Consider the following 15,248-nt stretch of genomic DNA (forward strand, 5'->3'; position numbering starts at 1 on the left):
CCGCAGGTCCGACCGGGGGGCGATGACGATCAGCCTCGCCATCGTCTTCCCGGCCGTGCTGTTCGTGATCCTCCTGGTGGTGCAGGCCGGCCTGTGGTGGTACGCCGAACAGGCCGCGCTGGCAGCCGCCCGGGAGGGCGTGGAAGCCGGACGGACCAACGGGGCGCCGGCCGGTGCGGGCGAGCAGCGGGCGAGCGAGTTCGTCGACCGGCTCGGCAGCGTGGTCGAACTGGCGCAGCCGCCGCAGCAGACCGGCGGCGACCCGGACACGTACCAGCTGTCCGTCACCGTCAGGACGCTCACCCTGGTGCCGTTCGCCGACCTGACGATCACCAAAACGGCCGCCGCCCCCCGGGAGAAGTTCGTCCCGCCGGTGGCACCGTGACGGGCGGGGGAGCGGTGCGGGGGGAGCACCGCGCCTTCGCCGCGGGCCGGGAGCGGTCCGTGCGACAGCGGTCCGTACGGCGGTGGTCCGTGCGACAGCGGTCCGTACGGCGGTGGTCCGTACGATGGTGGTCCGTACGGCGGTGGTCCGTGCGATGGTGGTCCGTGCGGGGACGATCCGCGCAGGGACGATCGGGGTGGCGGCGGGGTGCGGACCGCGGTTCGTTCGCGGTCGAGGCGGCGATCCTGGTGCCGGTGATCCTGAGCTTCGCGCTGATGGCGGTCGCCGCCGGACGCCTGCAGACCACCGGCGCGGTGGTCGACGCCGCGGCCCGCGCCGGGGCCCGCGCCGCCTCGCTGGCCCGCACCCCCGAGGGGGCGCGGCAGGCGGCCGCGGACGCGGTCGGCCAGGCGCTGGCGGCCCGGCAGGTGCGGTGCGAGACCGAGCCGACCGGGGACCCGGAGTACGGCTCGCTGCGGACCGACGGCGGCACCCTGACCACCGTCACCGTCCGGGTGTCCTGCACGGTGCCGCTGTCCGACCTGCTCGGACTGGACGGCACGCCGGGCAGCAAGACGCTCACCGGCACGTTCACCTCCGTGCTGGACCGCTACCGGGGAAACTGAGAGAACGTCAACACACCGTGGGGGGAGGGAACGTGAACGAACGAGGCGTGAACTGCCGGGACCGGGGCAGCATTTCGGTCATGGTCGCCATCACCGCAGTCAGCCTGGTCGCCGTGGTCGGACTGGTGCTCGATTTCGGCGGCCAACTGCGGGCCGTGGAACGGGCCGACGCGGTGGCCCAGGAGGCCGCCCGGGTGGCCGGCCAGCAACTCGACATCGACCGGCTGCGTTCCGGTGGCGGCTACCAGGTGGACCCGGCGCAGGCCACGTCCGCCGCCAGGGCCTACCTCGCCTCCCAGGGCGTCTCGGGCGACGTGGACTTCCCCAAGTACCCGGACCTGAGCGAGATCAGCGTCACCACCAGCACCACCTACCGGACCGCGCTGCTCGGCGCGGTCGGCATCACCTCACTCTCCGTGCAGGGCCACGGCAAGGCCACCCTGCTGCACGGCATCACGGAAGGGAAGACCGGCTGATGGCCGCGCGCGGAGCCGACGACCAGCACCGCAAGGGCCGCCGGGAACGGCGGCCGGGAAGCACCGCCACCGCCGGACGGCAGCCCGCACCGGTGGCCGCCGGACGGCGCGCCCGCCGGGGCCGGCGCGGCGCGGGAGGATCGGTGTTCGCCGCGTTCGGCGCGCTGCTGGTGCTCGCCGTGCTGCTCGTCGGCGTGCCCGCCCTGCTCGGCTACGGCACGCTCGCCGTCGCCGCGATGGGCGACCCGATCCACGGAGACCTGCTCGCCGCGCTCACCAGCCCGGACGACGGCAGCCTGTTCCTGTGGCTGCTGGTCGGCGTCGGCTGGATCGGCTGGCTGTGCTTCCTGGTGTCCGTCCTGGTCGAGATCCCCGCCCAGCTGCGCGGCCGGGTCGCCCGCCGGATCCCCGCGTTCGGCTGGAGCCAGCGGATCGCGGCCGGCCTGGTCGGCTCGGTGCTGGCGCTGCTCCCGGTCGCCGGATCGGCCTTCGCCGCCACCCCCGAGCTCGCCCAGCGCCCGGCCGCCGTCGCCCAGTTGGACGCCGCGCCGACGTACGCTGCGCTGCCCGCCGGGGCCCCCGCAGCCGCGCCCGCCGCCGACCCGCAGCAGCCGGTCTACACCGTCCGCGACGCCCGGCCCGCCGACAGCCTGTGGTCGATCGCCGAGCGTCAACTCGGTTCCGGCGAACGCTGGACGGAGATCGCCAAGCTCAACGCGGGCCGCCCGATGGACGGTTCGGGCACCCGCTTCGACGCCGACCGGCCGATCCAGCCCGGCTGGCGGCTGCTGATGCCCGCCGACGCCAAGGCCGACGCCGGCACCCCGGCCACCGCCTCCGACACCGTCGCGCCCACCCTGGCCGCCGCCCCGACGCCCACCCACGGCAGCGTCACCGTGCACTCCGGCGACTCGCTCTCCTCCATCGCCCAGCGGGAGTTGGGCGACGGCGACCGCTGGCCCGAACTGTTCGAGGCCAACAAGGGCGCCACCGCCCCCGACGGCGAGCGGCTCACCGACCCGGACGTGCTCACCCCCGGCACCGTGCTCACCGTGCCCGGCGCCGTCCAGGCCCCGCAGGCCCCCGCACCCGCGCCCCAGGCGCCCGAGGCCCAGCCGCCCGCGCCCGGCACCCCCGAGGCCACGCCCGCCCCGCAGCAGCAGGCCACCCCGCCGGCGGCCGAGCAGAGCCCCGCCGCCCAGCCGTCCGCCCAGCAGCCGTCCGCGCCGCAGTCACCCGGCCAGCAGTCGCCCGCCGCGCAGGAGACCCCGCCGCCGGGCGAGACCCCCGGCAACCTGCCCGCCGTCCGCGACCAGCACACCGCCGCGAAGAGCGACGGCGACTACACCGTGGCGCTGGCCGCCTCCGGCCTCGGCGTGCTGATGGCCGCCGCGCTGATCACCCTGGTCGGCCGCCGCCGCACCGACCAGCAGCGGGCCCGCCGCCCCCGGCACCGGATCGCGCTGCCCTCGGCCGCCGCCGGCCGCTTCGAGGCCGAACTCAAGGCCCGGCAGGACGAACACGGCCTGGACCTGCTCAACCGGGCCCTGCGCACCCTGGGCCGCAACACCGTCCGCGGCGAGAAGCGGCTGCCCGCCCTGGTCGCCGCCCGGGTCACCACCGCGGGCACCATCGAACTGCACCTGGCCGCACCGGCCGTGCCGATCGCCCCGTTCCGCGCCGCGCACGCCCCGAACGTGTGGTGGTGCCCGGCCGACTCCACCGAGCTGCTCTCCACCGGGCAGGCCGCCAAGTACGCCGCCCCCTACCCGGCGCTGGTCACCCTCGGCGCCACCCCCGACGGCTCGACCGTCCTGGCCGACCTGGAGACCGTCCGGCTGGTCCACCTCTCCGGGCACCCCGACGACGCCGAGGACGTGCTGCGCAGCCTGGCCGTCGAACTGGCCCACAGCCCGCTCGCCGACCGCCTGCACCTGCACCTGGTCGGCATCGCCGCCGACCTGCCCACCGCCGGGCCCGCCGCCGACCGGGTGCACCACCACCCCACCCTGGAGGCCGCGCTCGCCGCCCTCGGCCCGCGCACCGCCAAGGCCCGCGCCACCCTGATCGGCGCGAACGTCGGCAGCCCCCGCGAGGCCCGCAGCCGGGGCAGCGCGGACGAGGCGTGGCTGCCGGAGATCGTGCTGTCCGCGCAGCCGCCGGCCGGCACCGTCCCCGCCGAGCTCGGCCGCCTGCTCGACGGCCGCCCGCGCACCTGCCTGGCCGTCCTCACCCGCGCCCCCGAGCGCGGCGCCGGACCGGTCGCCCGCTGGACGCTCCCCGCCACCGGCCACGCCGCGCTGCCCGGCCTGCACCTCAGCGTCGAACTCCAGCGCCTGAGCCGCGAGCAGTACGCCCAACTCGGCGAGCTCGTCCGGGTCTCCGGCGACCTCACCCAGCACCCGGCCCCCGAGTGGACCCTCGACGGGCCGCACAACGGCCCCGAGGACGAGGCCGAACTCCCGCTGCCCGTCCCCGCGCTGGCCGCCGTCGGCGCCGCGATAGGAGCCGTCCCCGCCCCGTTCGGCGCGGGCTTCGGCCCGGACGACGAGGAGCCGGAGGGCGGCCGGACCGGCGGCTCGCTCGACGCCCGCCTGATCGCCCTGCTCGGCGGCCCGACCGGACCGAACGGGTCGGCAGGGTCGGCTGGGTCGGCAGGGTCGGCTGGGTCGGCCGGAGCGGAGTCGGGCGGGGCCGGTGCCTCGACCAGGACCAGCCTGGACAAGCCGAGCGCGACCGGTGGTGGCGGCCACGGCGGTGCTGGCGGCGCCGAGGGCCGGAAGGACGACGGCGACGGCGCCGGGCCCCGACTGCTGGCCCGGGTCGTGCCCACCGGCAGCAGCCCGTTCGCCGGACTGGTCCCGACCGCGCCCACCAACCCGTACGCGGTCGTGCCGGTGGTGCCCGTCCAGCCCGCCGCGCTGCCGCCCGCCGCGCCGTCCGCGTCCGCACCTGCTTCTGCGCCTGCGCCTGCGCCCGTGCCGGAGCCGGTGCAGCCTGCGGCGCCCGCCGAGCCGCGGCACGCCGCGAACGGGCAGGCCCGCAAGGTCACCACCCCGCCGCACGGCACGCCCGTCGACCCCCGGATCGCCGCCGCACTGCCGCCCGCCGGGCCCGCCCAGCCGCAGAGCCCGCCCGCGCAGCGCGCCGAGCAGTTCGTGCAGCAGCCGGTCGAAGCGCCGGTTGTGCCCGAGTTCGTGCCGGAGCCGCTGCCCACCCACGACCAGGCGGCGGCCCCCGACCCGCGTTCCCCGGCCCGGCCTTCCGCCCGGCCCGGCAGCGGACCGGCCCGCACCGACAGCGACGACCTGCTGGCGATCCTGCGCTCCCCGGAGGCCCACCACCTGCGCTCCGCGCCGCGGATCCGGGTGCTCGGGCCGGTCGACGTGCTCGGCGCGGCCGGCAGCGCCGACCCGGCGGGCCGCCCCCGGCTCACCGAACTGGCCGCGTACCTGGCGCTGCGCCCCGGCACCGAGCACGGCACGCTCGACCGCGACATCCACCCGGGTGCCGCGCACCTCGACCCGAAGGCCACCGTCGAGCGCCTCGCCGAGCCGCTGCCCGCCAAACTCGCCGCGCTGGCAGGCTGGTTGGGCACCTCCCCGGAGGGCCGGGGCTACCTGGGCGCGGAACCCGCCGAGACGTACTCCCTGGCACCGACGGTCAGTTGCGACTGGGACGAGTTCCGCAGCCTGTACCGGCGCGGCATGCGCTCCACCTCCAGCACCGCCGACGCCGCCCTGGCCCACGCGCTCGCCCTGGTCCGCGGCGCCCCGTTCGCCGAGGCCCCGGCCGGCACCTTCGGCTGGGCGGAGACCGAACGGCAGGACATGCTGGCCGCGATCGTCGACACCGCCCACGAACTCGCCGCCCGCCGCCTCCAGTACGGCGACCACCGCACCGCCGAGGCCGCGATCTTCCGCGCCCTCACCGTCGCCCCCGAGGTCGAACTCCTGCACCGCGACCTGTTCTACGCCTACGCCTCGGCCGGTGCCCGCGACCAGCTCGTCCGCTCGGTCAACCGCCTGGACGCCCTCAGCCGCCGCACCGGCCGCGACCTGGACCCGGACACCGTCGCCCTGCTCCGTGACCTGCTCACCGGCAGCTGAGCCCGGCGGCCCGCTCGGCCGCAGACCGACAGTCGGCCGCCGACAGCCGACAGCGACCGCCGTCGTCCCGTCCGGGGTGGCGGCGGTCGGCCGTCTCCCGCCGTCGGCGGGGCGGGGGAAAGCCCCGGCGGACCCGGACGGGACGGGGCGGGACCGGGCGGAGTGTCAGTTCCCGTTCGCGGCGGCCTCCAGGGTGGCGATATCCAGCTTCCCCATCCGCAGCATCGCGGCGGTGGCCCGGTCGGCCCGCTCCTGGTCGGGGTCGGCGAGCAGCTCCGTCATCCGGCGCGGCACGATCTGCCAGGACAGCCCGTAGCGGTCCTTCAGCCACCCGCACGGCCCCGGCGCGCCGCCGTCCGCCGTCAGCAGCTCCCAGTAGCGGTCCACCTCGGCCTGGTCCGTGCAGTCCACCTGCAACGAGACCGCCTCGTTGAAGGTGAACTGCGGGCCGCCGTTCAGCGCCAGGAACTCCTGGCCGAACAGTTCGAAGGACACCAGCATCACGCTCCCGGACTCGCCCGGCCCCGCCTCCGAGTACCGCTGCACGTTGGTGATCCGGCCGTACTCGAACACCGAGGTGTAGAACTCGGCCGCCTGCTCGGCCTGGTCGTCGAACCACAGGAAAGTGGTGATCTTCTGCGCCATCGGAAGGTTCCTCCGTTTCCGGACGGTCGCCCGGCCGCACGACCGGGCCACTCCGACGGTAGGGCGCACCGGGCGCGTCCCCGTGCAGGCGCGTCCGTCCGGCCGTGCCACGATGGTCGGTATGACCCTCCCGGACCTGCCGCACCTGTCCGCGGCCGGGCAGGCCGCCGCCGACGCCGCCCAACGCGCCCTGGCCGAACCACTGCTGACGGAGTTCGCCACCCGCCTGTCGACCGTCGCACCCGTGCGCGCGCTGTGGGTGCACGGATCGCTGGCGTACGGGGACTACCGGCACGGCCGCAGCGACCTCGACTTGGTCGCCGTCCTCCCCGCCACCCCGAACGAGCAGTTGCAGGGCCGACTCGGCTTCCTGCACCGGCAGTTGGCCGAGGACGAGCCCGATGCGGCGAAACTGCACTGCACGTACCTGCCGGACGGGGAGCTCGGGGACGCGGTCGTCGCGCACTTCACCTTCGCCCAGGAGGAGTCCACGTGGCGCCCGGTCACGGCCGTCACCCGGCGCGAACTGCTCGACGGCGGAACGGTGTTGAAGGGCGAGAAGCCCGGCGTGCTGCTGCCGCCGGTCACCGACGACGAACTGCACGCCCACATCCGGGCCGACCTGCGCGACTACTGGTACCCGATCACCGCCCGCCCCGATCCGTGGCACCGCGACGTCTGGGTCGACCACGGCCCGGTCACCGCCGCCCGCGCCACCGCCACCCTGCGCGAGGGCCGGTTGATCACCAAACGGGAGGCCATCGCCCGCCTCCCGGCCCTGGGTGCCCCGCCCGGCCTGGCCGAGGACATCGCCGCCCGCCGCTACGGCGTCCCGCCCGTCCTCACCCCCGAGGCCCGGGCCCACCGCGCCGAGCAGGCCCGGCTGTTCACCCGCGCCCTGATCGAACGGGCCCTCGGCTAGGGCCTGTTTCGAAAGTGCTGGTCACAGCCACTCGTTGATGGCTGCGACCAGCACGGTCCCGGTGTCGCGATGGCTCCGTGCCATGAGCCCGGCCAGCAAAAAGGACGCGACAGCGTCCGCGGGCTTGGCGATGATGGCAGCCATGACGGATGGAACCGGACCTGAGCCGCTGGGCCTGTGCATCGTGGCCAACATCGCCCCGGAGACCAGCCAGGGCGAAGGCGGGCTGGAGATTCGCAAGGGGCATCGGCACTTCGTGCCGGGGGCGAAGGTGTGGGTCGCACCACCGGGCTGGGGCGACGGCGGCGAAAGCGTCATCGTGGCCGGACGCCACCGGGGAAACAGCCGTCGTTACGCGCGAATCGTGATCAGGAGGCGGTTCCTCGTGAACTTCCGGGTCCGTGCCGTCTACAGCCCGGCGCTGGTAAGGGCGTTGACAGCGGCGGAGCCCGGCGAGGAGAGGGAGTTCGGCGCCCGCTTCCTGTGGTCGCCGGAGGAGGCGGAGAGTCAGGCGCGCTCCTGGAACACCCCCAAAATGAAGGCGCAGCTGGACGGCCGGCACATTTGGACCCCCCTGGTCACCGATCCTCCGCCCATGGAGCTGCACCTCGACGGTGTCACCTACTACTTGGCCCATTTCAACGCCAACCGGGCTCGCTACTCATCCGAGCCGCCACCCGTCGAGCCGTCGCCGAGGACCGGCTGAAGGAAGCGGCCCGCCCCCAGAAGTAGATCAAGGCCATGCGATGATCACGCTCCATGGCCCGGGGAGATCTGGCGGACGCCCAGTGGGCGGTGCTGGAACCGCTGTTGCCGCAGGGCGTCAAGCCCGGCCGGCCTCCGCTGCACACCAAACGGCAGCTGATCAACGGTATACGGTTCCGCACCCGCACCGGCGTGCCGTGGAGGGACCTGCCGGTGCGCTACGGGCCATGGGGGACGGTGTACGGGCTGTTCCGCCGACGGCAGCGTGACGGCACATGGCACCGGGTCCTCGACCAGCTCCAGGCCCGGGCCGATGTGAAGGGCCTGATCACCTGGGATATCTCCGTGGACTCCACGATCGTTCGCGCACATCAGCATGCGACCGGTACACGTAAAAGGGGGACCTGCAGGTCCAGCCACCCGGCGGCGTCTTCACCGAGCCCGACGACCACGGACTCGGACGCCCCCGCGGCGGACTGACCTCCAAGATCCACCTGGCGGTCGAGCAGGCCCAGAAGCCTATGTCGCTCGTGATCACCGCCGGACAGCGCGGCGACTCCCCACGGTTCCAGGTCGTCCTGGACCGAATCCGGGTGCCACGCCTGGGCCCAGGACGCCCGCGCCCCCGGCCGGGCAGGGTCCGCGCCGACAAGGCGCACGGGTCCCGCGTGAACCGCGCCTACCTGCGAAGACGCCACGTCGGCTGCACGATCCCCGAGAAGTGGGACCAGATCGCGAACCGCAAGAAACGCGGTTCCCACGGCGGGCGGCCACCGAAGTTCGACAAGAACGACTACAAGGAGCGTCACGCGGTGGAGTGCGGGATCAACCGCCTCAAGCGCCACCGCGCGGTCGCCACGAGGTACGACAAACTCGCCGTTCGCTACGAAGCGACCGTGCTGGTCGCAGCCATCAACGAGTGGCTGTGACCAGCACTTTCGAAACAGGCCCTAGTAGACCGTCGCAGCTTAGTTTTGCTGTGTGGTTGGGTGGAGGTGGCGTAGTTTCACTCGTGCGTCGTCGGTGGTGAAGTGCCAGCCGACTTGGCGCTGGTTGCCGTTGGTGTGGTGCTGCCGGGCGGCGAGTTCGGTGTTGAGCACGTCGAGGTCGTCGATGCGGCGGTCCAGGCACTGGCGGGTGAGTGCGGAGAGCTCGATCTCGGCGATGTTGAGCCAGGACCCGTGCTTGGGGGTGTGGTGGATCTCCAGGCGTTGGGCCGGGGCGAAGGCCTTCTGGGGGTCGAACGCCTCGTAGAGCGAGGCGGTGGAGTGGGTGTTGAGGTTGTCCATCACCAGCACGACCGTGGCGGCGTCGGGGTAGTCCACGGTCAGCAGGCGTTCGACCTGGTGTGCCCAGTCGGTCCTGGTCCGGCGGGGCCGGGCGTCCACGTGCCGCCATCCGCGCAGCGGCTCGACCCGGCAGAAGATCGAGCAGGTCCCCGAGCGGACGTACTCGCTGTCCTCGCGCCGGTCGCGGCCCGGCCGCGCGGGAAGCGGATCGCGGACGTGGCCGAGCAGTTGGTAGGGCTTCTCGTCCATGCACACCACCGGACGCGCCGGATCAAGGGGGCGGCGGTAGACCGCCGGGACGTCCTCCATCGCCGCGGCGAAGGCGGCGTTCGCGGCCGGCGGGATGGTCCAGCACTTCTTCACATGAGGGCGCAGTTCCGTTTTTTAGCACCCGGCCGATCGTGGAGTGGTCCAGGTCCGGGATGTCCTCGACCAGCGCGACGTGCTTCTCCAGCAGCCGCAGCGACCACCGGGCGTGTCCCTTGGGCGGCCCGAGCAGGCCAGCGCGATCAGCCTCGCCTCGACCTCGCCGGTGACTGCGGACGGCACTGGCGGGAGCGCGCGTTCCTTCCGGCCGATCGTGGCCCACACATCACCGCCGGTCTCTGCGTACCGCTTCGAGACCAGGCGGACCGAATCGCACGACACCCCGGCCCGCTCCGCGATCACCGCCCGCGGAGCGACCTCGCCGACCGAGGTGTCCAGTGTGAGCAGCACCCGCGCGCGCCGGATCATCGACGCGCTGCGGACCCCCGTCGTCGTCACACGCACCAGCGCCCGACGATCCTCGGCACTCAACGTAACCGGATACTTCTTCTGCGAGGACACGGCGCCCCTGCCAGCCGAACGGAAGCGACAAGCGAAACTCGTCCGACTCCAACTCCACCAAACAGAACAATACTTAGCCGCGACAGTCTACTAGCTGGTGCCCGGGGGCGCGCCGAGGCGTCTCGGGGCGGTGGGCGCGGGCCTTGGGGACCTTGGGGGCGTTGGGCGCGTCAGGGCGCGTCGGCGAAGAGGGCGGTGAGGCGGGGTAGGCGGGCGGCGCTCTGTTCCGGTGTCCATACCGGCTCGTCGAACTCGGCGTTGCAGGGGCTGTCGTGGCCGATCGCCTCCAGGGCCTCCTCCAGGCCGTCTTCCTCGCCGGTGAGCTGCGCGTACGCGTCGTGGGCGCAGTAGTCGAGCGACTCCCAGTCCGGGAAGTCGTGGTTCTCCCACTGTTCGTACGGCAGTGCGGCCAGTCGGCGGAAGGCGGGCAGTCCGGCCAGGGCGTCCGGCTCGTGGACGGCCAGGTGGTGGGTTTCGCGGCCCAGGCCGATCAGCCAGACGTGGAAGTACCACAGGCTGTCGTCGGTGACCCGGCCGCGTTCGACCAGCTTCGCCACCGCCAGGGTGCCCGGGGTGTCCAGCGGGGCGCGGGCCTCGTCCAGCCGCAGTTGGAACTCCAGTACCTGCGGCAGCGGCAGCTCGGCCAGCCGCGCGGTCAGCCGGTCGGCGCGCCCGCAGGCGTCGCCGCCGAGCGCGCTCGACTCCACCAGGTCCCAGAATCCGTCCATGTCCATGGCGCGCATCCTGGCACCCGCCGGTGACACGTCACGGGTCTGGGTTGGTGACGCGACATCGATCCGGTCTGGATTGGTGACGCGTCACGGGCCGGGATCGGTGATGCGGCACGGTCGGAGTGGTGACGTGTCACGGAACTGGATCGGTGACGCGGCACGGTTCAGGACGATGACGCGTCATGGAGTTGGGCCGATGACATGTCATGGGCTTCGACTGGTGACGCGTCATGGACCTTGGGTCGATGTCGCGACACGGACATGGGTCCAAGTCGATGACGCGACACGGCCCCGAGCCGGTGACACATCACCGGCTTGACTTCAAGTTCGCTTGAAGCCGGAGGATGGGCGCCAGGCTGGAACGACCGGCCGGAAGGACCGGCCGGAGTGACCGGTCGGCGAACGGGTGGAGGCGTGATGCGTGCGGTGTGGCTGAAGGAGTTCGGCGGGCCCGAGGTGCTGGTGGCGGGGGTTGCGACCGACCCGGTACCCGGGGCGGGGCAGGTGCTGGTCGAGGTCGCGCACGCCAATCTGACCTTCGTGGAGACCCAGTTCCGCGCCACCGGCCTCGGGCCGTTCACCACCGCGCTGCCGATGGTCCCGGGCAACGGTGTCGGCGGCACCGTCACCGCGCTCGGCCCGGGCGTCGACGCCGGCTGGCTGGGGCGGCGGGTGGTCTCCTCCACCGGTGGCAGCGGGGGCTACGCCGAACTCGCCGCCGTCCCCGCCGACGGGCTGTACCCCGTCCCCGAAGGCCTCGCCCTGGACGCCGCCACCGCACTGCTCGCCGACGGCCGCACCGCCCGCCTGCTGCTGGAGACCGCCGCGCCCGCGTCCGGCGAACGCGTCCTGGTCACCGCCGCCGGCGGCGGTGTCGGCTCCCTGCTGGTCCAACTCGCCACCGCCGCCGGTGCCCACGTCGTGGCCGCGGCCGGCGGCTCCCGCAAACTCGACCTCGCCGCCGAGCTCGGCGCCGCCGAAACCGTCGACTACCTGCAGCCCGACTGGACGCGCGGCCTCGCGCCCGTCGACCTCGTCCTCGACGGCGTCGGCGGCACCCTCGGCCGGACCGCCGCCGACCTGCTCCGCGACGGCGGGCGCATCCTCAGCTTCGGTCTGGCGAGCGGCAGTTGGACGGACATCCCGGCCGAAGAGGCCACCGCCCGCGCCCTCACCGTCCTCATCCTGCGCCCCACCCCCGAACGCATCCGCGCCGCCACCGCCCACGTCCTCGCCGAGGCCGCCGAGCACCGCCTGCGCCCGGTCATCGGCCGCCGCTTCCCGCTGGAGCGCGCCGCCGACGCCCACCGCGCCATCGAGTCCCGCGAGACCCTCGGCAAGACGCTGCTGGACGTCCGGCCCTGAACCGGCCCTGAACCGGCTGGTGCCGGTCGGCCCCGACCGGCACCAGCCCGAACCGGTACCGGCCCGCTCCGAAACCCGGTCGTGTGCGGTCCGTCCGCGCCGCTAGCATCCCGACATGTCAGAGCAGCCGACGTACCCGCCCAAGCCCCGCCCCGGCGACCGGATCGCCATCGTCTCCCCGGGGTTCGCCGGTCCCGGTGCCTACCCGCTCCCGTACGAGCTCGGACTGCGCCGCCTGCGCGAGGAGTTCGGGCTCGAACCGGTGGAGTACCCCACCACCCGCAAGCTCGACTCCACCCCCGCCGAGCGCGCCGCCGACCTGCACGCCGCCTTCGCCGACCCGAGCGTCACCGCGGTCATGGCCACCATCGGCGGCAGCGACCAGATCACCGTGATCCCTCACCTCGACGCCGAGTTGATCCGCGCCAACCCCAAGCCGTTCTTCGGCTACAGCGACAACACCAACCTGCTCGACTTCCTGCATCGCCAAGGTGTCGTCGCCTACCACGGGGCCGCCCTGATGACCCAGCTCGGCCGTCCGCTCGCCGTCCACCCCCTCACCGCCGCCTCGCTGCGCGCCGCGCTCTTCACCGGCGGCGCGTACGAACTCACCGAGGCCACCGACACCAGCGTCACCGGCGGCCGCTGGGAGGACCCGACCACCTTCACCCGCGAGCCCGCCGTCGAACCCGCCACCGGCTGGCACTGGCACCGCCCCGACCAGGTCGTCGAGGGCACCACCTGGGGCGGCAACCTGGAGATCCTGCACTGGATGGCCGCCGCCGACCGGCTGCGTCCCGCCGAGGAGTACACCGGCGGGGTGCTCCTGCTGGAGACCTCGGAGGAACTCCCCTCCGGCACCGAGGTGTTCCGGATGCTCCGCAACCTCGGCGAACGCGGCCTGCTGCGCCGCTTCCCCGCCGTACTGGTCGGCCGCGCCCAAGCCTGCTCCTTCGACCACCCCCGCGACGCGGCCGGCCGCGCCCGCTACCGCGCCGAGCAGCGCGCCGCCGTCCTGCGCGCCCTGGACGCCTACGCCCCCGCCGCCATGGCCGTCTTCGACGTCGACCTCGGCCACACCGAACCGCAGCTGGTCATCCCCTACGGCGGCCGCGTCCGCATCGACGGCCCGGCCCGCCGGATCACCGTCACCTACTGACACCCGCCGCCGCCCGCCCGTGCTGCCCGCCCGTGCTGTCCGACCGGGCTGCCGGTCCGTGCTGTCCGTCCGCAGGCGAGGAGTGCTGTCGGGCGCCGCTGTTACCTTGGCGGGCGATTCCCGACTCGACCCCGGAGAGGGCGCATGTACGACGAACGGTTGGCCGAGTTCTCCCGCGAGCGGCTGGACGGTCGCCCGGTCCCTGCGGACCTGCGGACGCTGCTGGTGGCGCAGTGGGAGGGCCGGGACGACCTCGCCCGGCTCCTGGGCCTCGAGTTCTTCGAGGCAGGGGAGCTCCATCCGCTGCTGGACACCGGTTACCTGAGCGAGGCGGAACTCGCGGACCCGGAGATGCAGTGCGTCAACGCCGCGGCTGCGGCGATGGCCGAGCACGTCAAGCTCGTGGCGAAGGGCGGAAAGGGCTGGCTCGGCTACTGGCTGCACCCCCGCGAACCTGCCGACCGCGGTTGGCGCCTGGTGGAGCTGGACACCGAGTTCACCTTCTGGCGGCTCCGAGGCCGCACCCTGGCCGAGGGCGTCGCGGCCGAACAGTCGGGGTACCGGGACGAGCCGGACGAGCGGGACGCGTTCGCCCGGCTGGCTACCGAACTCGCCGCCCTCGGGCTGCTGTTGGACACCCGGGAGTACGAAGCCCTCGGCGACACCGAGTACCGGGTGGACCCGGAGGCGCTCATGGAGGAACTGATCGAGGCCGAACGGGAGCAGCGCGGGCTCCACTGACCTCGGGAGGACCTTTGCGGTGACATGGGTGTGGTGACACGAGTGATGTGACATCGATGTGGCGACATGGGTGACGTGGCACGGATGAGGTGGCATGGGTGATGTGACATCGATGTGGGGACACGGGTGACGTGACACGGATGAGGTGACATGGGAGTGCCTTGTATCTGCAGAGGCCGTGTGCGGATCACTCCGTGTTGGTATGGAGCCGGTGAGTCTCGGAGCCGGCGTTTGCCGCGCTGACGATGTGCTGTGTTGCCTTGCGGGCGTTCTCGCACGACGGAGACCGCGCGTGCGCGTGCGGGTGACGGGAGGTCAGGCCGCGGCAGTTCGGGCTGCGTCGCTGATCATGCGCTCTTCCTGCTTCAGTAGCCCCTGACGAGGAGCTTGGCTCTGGTCTGAGGCCATGTGGTGTGCAGGTAGTAGTCCTCGGCGGCGCGCCAACGCCTGATCCACTCCTCGGGGTTCTCGCCGCGTGCTCGCACGCGCTGTAGGCAAACGTCTCGCGGGGTGTCGACGTAGGCGGTGAAGTGGTAGTAGTGGGCCAGCTCCGGGCGGGCGGAGTAGACCCCTTCGACGATCACCACGGCTCCAGGGGCGATCTCGCGCCAGGCACCGAGTTGTCCGGTGGTCCAGTCATAGAGCTGGTAGCGGGCGGCCTGGCCGTCCCGCAGCGGGATCAGGATCTGGTCCCGGAGACGTTCCCAGTCGAAGTAGCGCTGGTAGCCCTGTTCCGCGTCGAGCAACTCCCGCTCGCGGTCGGGCATCGGACGGTAGAAGTCGTCGACGTGGACGATGACGGCGCCGTCGAGGTGTCCGGCCACCGCGGCAGCCAACGTCGTCTTGCCCGATCCTCCAGCGCCATCGATGGCGACGATCCTGGTGGCCCCTCGGGTTTGGGGCAGTTGCAGGAAACCGTCGGCAACGTCCTTCGCTCGCTCCGCCACGTCCACGAGCTGCTGATGCGCCCGCAGTTCGGTGGTCCGCGCGGCACTCGAAAGCACGATCCGCTTCGCTTCTCCGAGGTCCCCCGGGCCGGCTCCCAGCAGTTCCCGGGTGACGACGATCGACTCCATGACGCCGGCCCCGAGGTCCCGCAGCAGCCGTTGGACATGTTCCATGCCCTCGTCCTGGTCCAGCAACGGCTCGCATTGCTCGACCAGGTAGGCAAGTCGTGCAGCACGCTCTGCAGAAAGGCCCTGGACGTTTTCGAACACGAGAACTCCTTGTGGGCGGCGTGCGGGGCGGAGACAAACTACTTTCCGCG

The 15,248-nt window shown here is 73.2% G+C and carries 15 protein-coding genes and 1 pseudogene; 10 read left to right on the forward strand and 6 right to left on the reverse strand.

Going from position 1 to position 15,248, the window contains the following annotated elements; all coding sequences use genetic code 11:
* Positions 1–22: 22 nt before the first annotated feature.
* From HUT16_RS30440 to HUT16_RS39420, 4 genes are all read left to right on the forward strand, one after another.
* Positions 23–385 (forward strand): TadE/TadG family type IV pilus assembly protein, encoded by a 363-nt coding sequence (locus tag HUT16_RS30440; protein WP_176191251.1) that lies wholly within the window; start codon positions 23–25, stop codon positions 383–385.
* Between the two features lie 254 nt (positions 386–639).
* Entirely contained in the window at positions 640–1,011 is a 372-nt protein-coding gene (locus HUT16_RS30445) for a pilus assembly protein (protein ID WP_217712109.1), read from the forward strand.
* Between the two features lie 80 nt (positions 1,012–1,091).
* Positions 1,092–1,487, forward strand: a complete 396-nt coding sequence (locus HUT16_RS30450) for a hypothetical protein (RefSeq protein WP_176191253.1) — start codon at positions 1,092–1,094, stop codon at positions 1,485–1,487.
* Complete coding sequence (locus HUT16_RS39420; RefSeq protein ID WP_176191254.1) at positions 1,487–5,596, forward strand: LysM peptidoglycan-binding domain-containing protein; 4,110 nt, start codon at positions 1,487–1,489, stop codon at positions 5,594–5,596. Before HUT16_RS30450 ends, HUT16_RS39420 begins: the two co-directional genes overlap by 1 nt.
* Positions 5,597–5,761: 165 nt before the next feature.
* On the opposite strand, the gene HUT16_RS30460 is transcribed toward HUT16_RS39420, so the two are convergent.
* Complete coding sequence (locus HUT16_RS30460) at positions 5,762–6,241, reverse strand: VOC family protein (RefSeq protein ID WP_176191255.1); 480 nt, start codon at positions 6,239–6,241, stop codon at positions 5,762–5,764.
* Between the two features lie 121 nt (positions 6,242–6,362).
* On the opposite strand from HUT16_RS30460, the gene HUT16_RS30465 reads away from it, so the two are divergent.
* Positions 6,363–7,163, forward strand: coding sequence for a nucleotidyltransferase domain-containing protein (locus HUT16_RS30465; protein WP_176191256.1), 801 nt, complete (start codon positions 6,363–6,365; stop codon positions 7,161–7,163).
* A gap of 21 nt (positions 7,164–7,184) precedes the next feature.
* Here HUT16_RS30465 and HUT16_RS39425 read toward each other — a convergent pair whose 3' ends face one another.
* Complete coding sequence (locus HUT16_RS39425) at positions 7,185–7,307, reverse strand: hypothetical protein (RefSeq protein WP_303392111.1); 123 nt, start codon at positions 7,305–7,307, stop codon at positions 7,185–7,187.
* On the opposite strand from HUT16_RS39425, the gene HUT16_RS30470 reads away from it, so the two are divergent.
* Both HUT16_RS30470 and HUT16_RS30475 read left to right on the forward strand, forming a co-directional pair.
* Positions 7,306–7,869 (forward strand): hypothetical protein, encoded by a 564-nt coding sequence (locus HUT16_RS30470; protein WP_176191257.1) that lies wholly within the window; start codon positions 7,306–7,308, stop codon positions 7,867–7,869. The two genes, HUT16_RS39425 and HUT16_RS30470, sit on opposite strands and share 2 nt — an antisense overlap.
* Positions 7,870–7,922: 53 nt before the next feature.
* Positions 7,923–8,797, forward strand: a pseudogene (locus HUT16_RS30475) (IS5 family transposase).
* Between the two features lie 39 nt (positions 8,798–8,836).
* On the opposite strand, the gene HUT16_RS37445 reads toward HUT16_RS30475, so the two are convergent.
* The 3 genes from HUT16_RS37445 to HUT16_RS30485 all read right to left on the reverse strand — a co-directional run bounded on the left by HUT16_RS37445 (position 8,837) and on the right by HUT16_RS30485 (position 10,719).
* Complete coding sequence (locus tag HUT16_RS37445; protein ID WP_217712110.1) at positions 8,837–9,520, reverse strand: IS630 family transposase; 684 nt, start codon at positions 9,518–9,520, stop codon at positions 8,837–8,839.
* Positions 9,521–9,541: 21 nt separating this feature from the next.
* Positions 9,542–9,985 (reverse strand): helix-turn-helix domain-containing protein, encoded by a 444-nt coding sequence (locus HUT16_RS37450; protein WP_217712111.1) that lies wholly within the window; start codon positions 9,983–9,985, stop codon positions 9,542–9,544.
* Positions 9,986–10,155: 170 nt separating this feature from the next.
* Positions 10,156–10,719, reverse strand: coding sequence for a DUF4240 domain-containing protein (locus HUT16_RS30485; RefSeq protein ID WP_176191258.1), 564 nt, complete (start codon positions 10,717–10,719; stop codon positions 10,156–10,158).
* A 414-nt stretch (positions 10,720–11,133) separates the two neighbouring features.
* On the opposite strand from HUT16_RS30485, the gene HUT16_RS30490 reads away from it, so the two are divergent.
* The 3 genes from HUT16_RS30490 (at position 11,134) to HUT16_RS30500 (ending at position 13,981) form a co-directional block, all read left to right on the forward strand.
* Positions 11,134–12,081 carry a zinc-binding dehydrogenase gene (locus HUT16_RS30490; protein ID WP_176191259.1) on the forward strand — a complete coding sequence of 316 codons (948 nt, stop codon included), beginning with the start codon at positions 11,134–11,136 and terminating at the stop codon, positions 12,079–12,081.
* A gap of 115 nt (positions 12,082–12,196) precedes the next feature.
* Positions 12,197–13,240, forward strand: coding sequence for an LD-carboxypeptidase (locus HUT16_RS30495; RefSeq protein ID WP_176191260.1), 1,044 nt, complete (start codon positions 12,197–12,199; stop codon positions 13,238–13,240).
* 144 nt (positions 13,241–13,384) lie between these two features.
* On the forward strand, positions 13,385–13,981 hold the full coding sequence (locus HUT16_RS30500) for a hypothetical protein (protein WP_176191261.1): 597 nt from the start codon (positions 13,385–13,387) through the stop codon (positions 13,979–13,981).
* A gap of 365 nt (positions 13,982–14,346) precedes the next feature.
* On the opposite strand, the gene HUT16_RS30505 is transcribed toward HUT16_RS30500, so the two are convergent.
* On the reverse strand, positions 14,347–15,198 hold the full coding sequence (locus HUT16_RS30505; protein ID WP_176191262.1) for a uridine kinase: 852 nt from the start codon (positions 15,196–15,198) through the stop codon (positions 14,347–14,349).
* Positions 15,199–15,248: the final 50 nt, after the last annotated feature.

The sequence above is a fragment of the Kitasatospora sp. NA04385 genome, from assembly GCF_013364235.1.
Classification (GTDB): Bacteria; Actinomycetota; Actinomycetes; order Streptomycetales; family Streptomycetaceae; genus Kitasatospora.

Coding starts and splice junctions, on each gene's coding strand:
- HUT16_RS30440 (WP_176191251.1), top strand. CDS start 23: ATGACGATCAGCCTCGCCATCGTCTTCCCGGCCGTGCTGTTCGTGATC.
- HUT16_RS30450 (WP_176191253.1), top strand. CDS start 1,092: ATGGTCGCCATCACCGCAGTCAGCCTGGTCGCCGTGGTCGGACTGGTG.
- HUT16_RS39420 (WP_176191254.1), top strand. CDS start 1,487: ATGGCCGCGCGCGGAGCCGACGACCAGCACCGCAAGGGCCGCCGGGAA.
- HUT16_RS30460 (WP_176191255.1), bottom strand. CDS start 6,241: ATGGCGCAGAAGATCACCACTTTCCTGTGGTTCGACGACCAGGCCGAG.
- HUT16_RS30465 (WP_176191256.1), top strand. CDS start 6,363: ATGACCCTCCCGGACCTGCCGCACCTGTCCGCGGCCGGGCAGGCCGCC.
- HUT16_RS30470 (WP_176191257.1), top strand. CDS start 7,306: ATGACGGATGGAACCGGACCTGAGCCGCTGGGCCTGTGCATCGTGGCC.
- HUT16_RS39425 (WP_303392111.1), bottom strand. CDS start 7,307: ATGGCTGCCATCATCGCCAAGCCCGCGGACGCTGTCGCGTCCTTTTTG.
- HUT16_RS30485 (WP_176191258.1), bottom strand. CDS start 10,719: ATGGACATGGACGGATTCTGGGACCTGGTGGAGTCGAGCGCGCTCGGC.
- HUT16_RS30490 (WP_176191259.1), top strand. CDS start 11,134: ATGCGTGCGGTGTGGCTGAAGGAGTTCGGCGGGCCCGAGGTGCTGGTG.
- HUT16_RS30495 (WP_176191260.1), top strand. CDS start 12,197: ATGTCAGAGCAGCCGACGTACCCGCCCAAGCCCCGCCCCGGCGACCGG.
- HUT16_RS30500 (WP_176191261.1), top strand. CDS start 13,385: ATGTACGACGAACGGTTGGCCGAGTTCTCCCGCGAGCGGCTGGACGGT.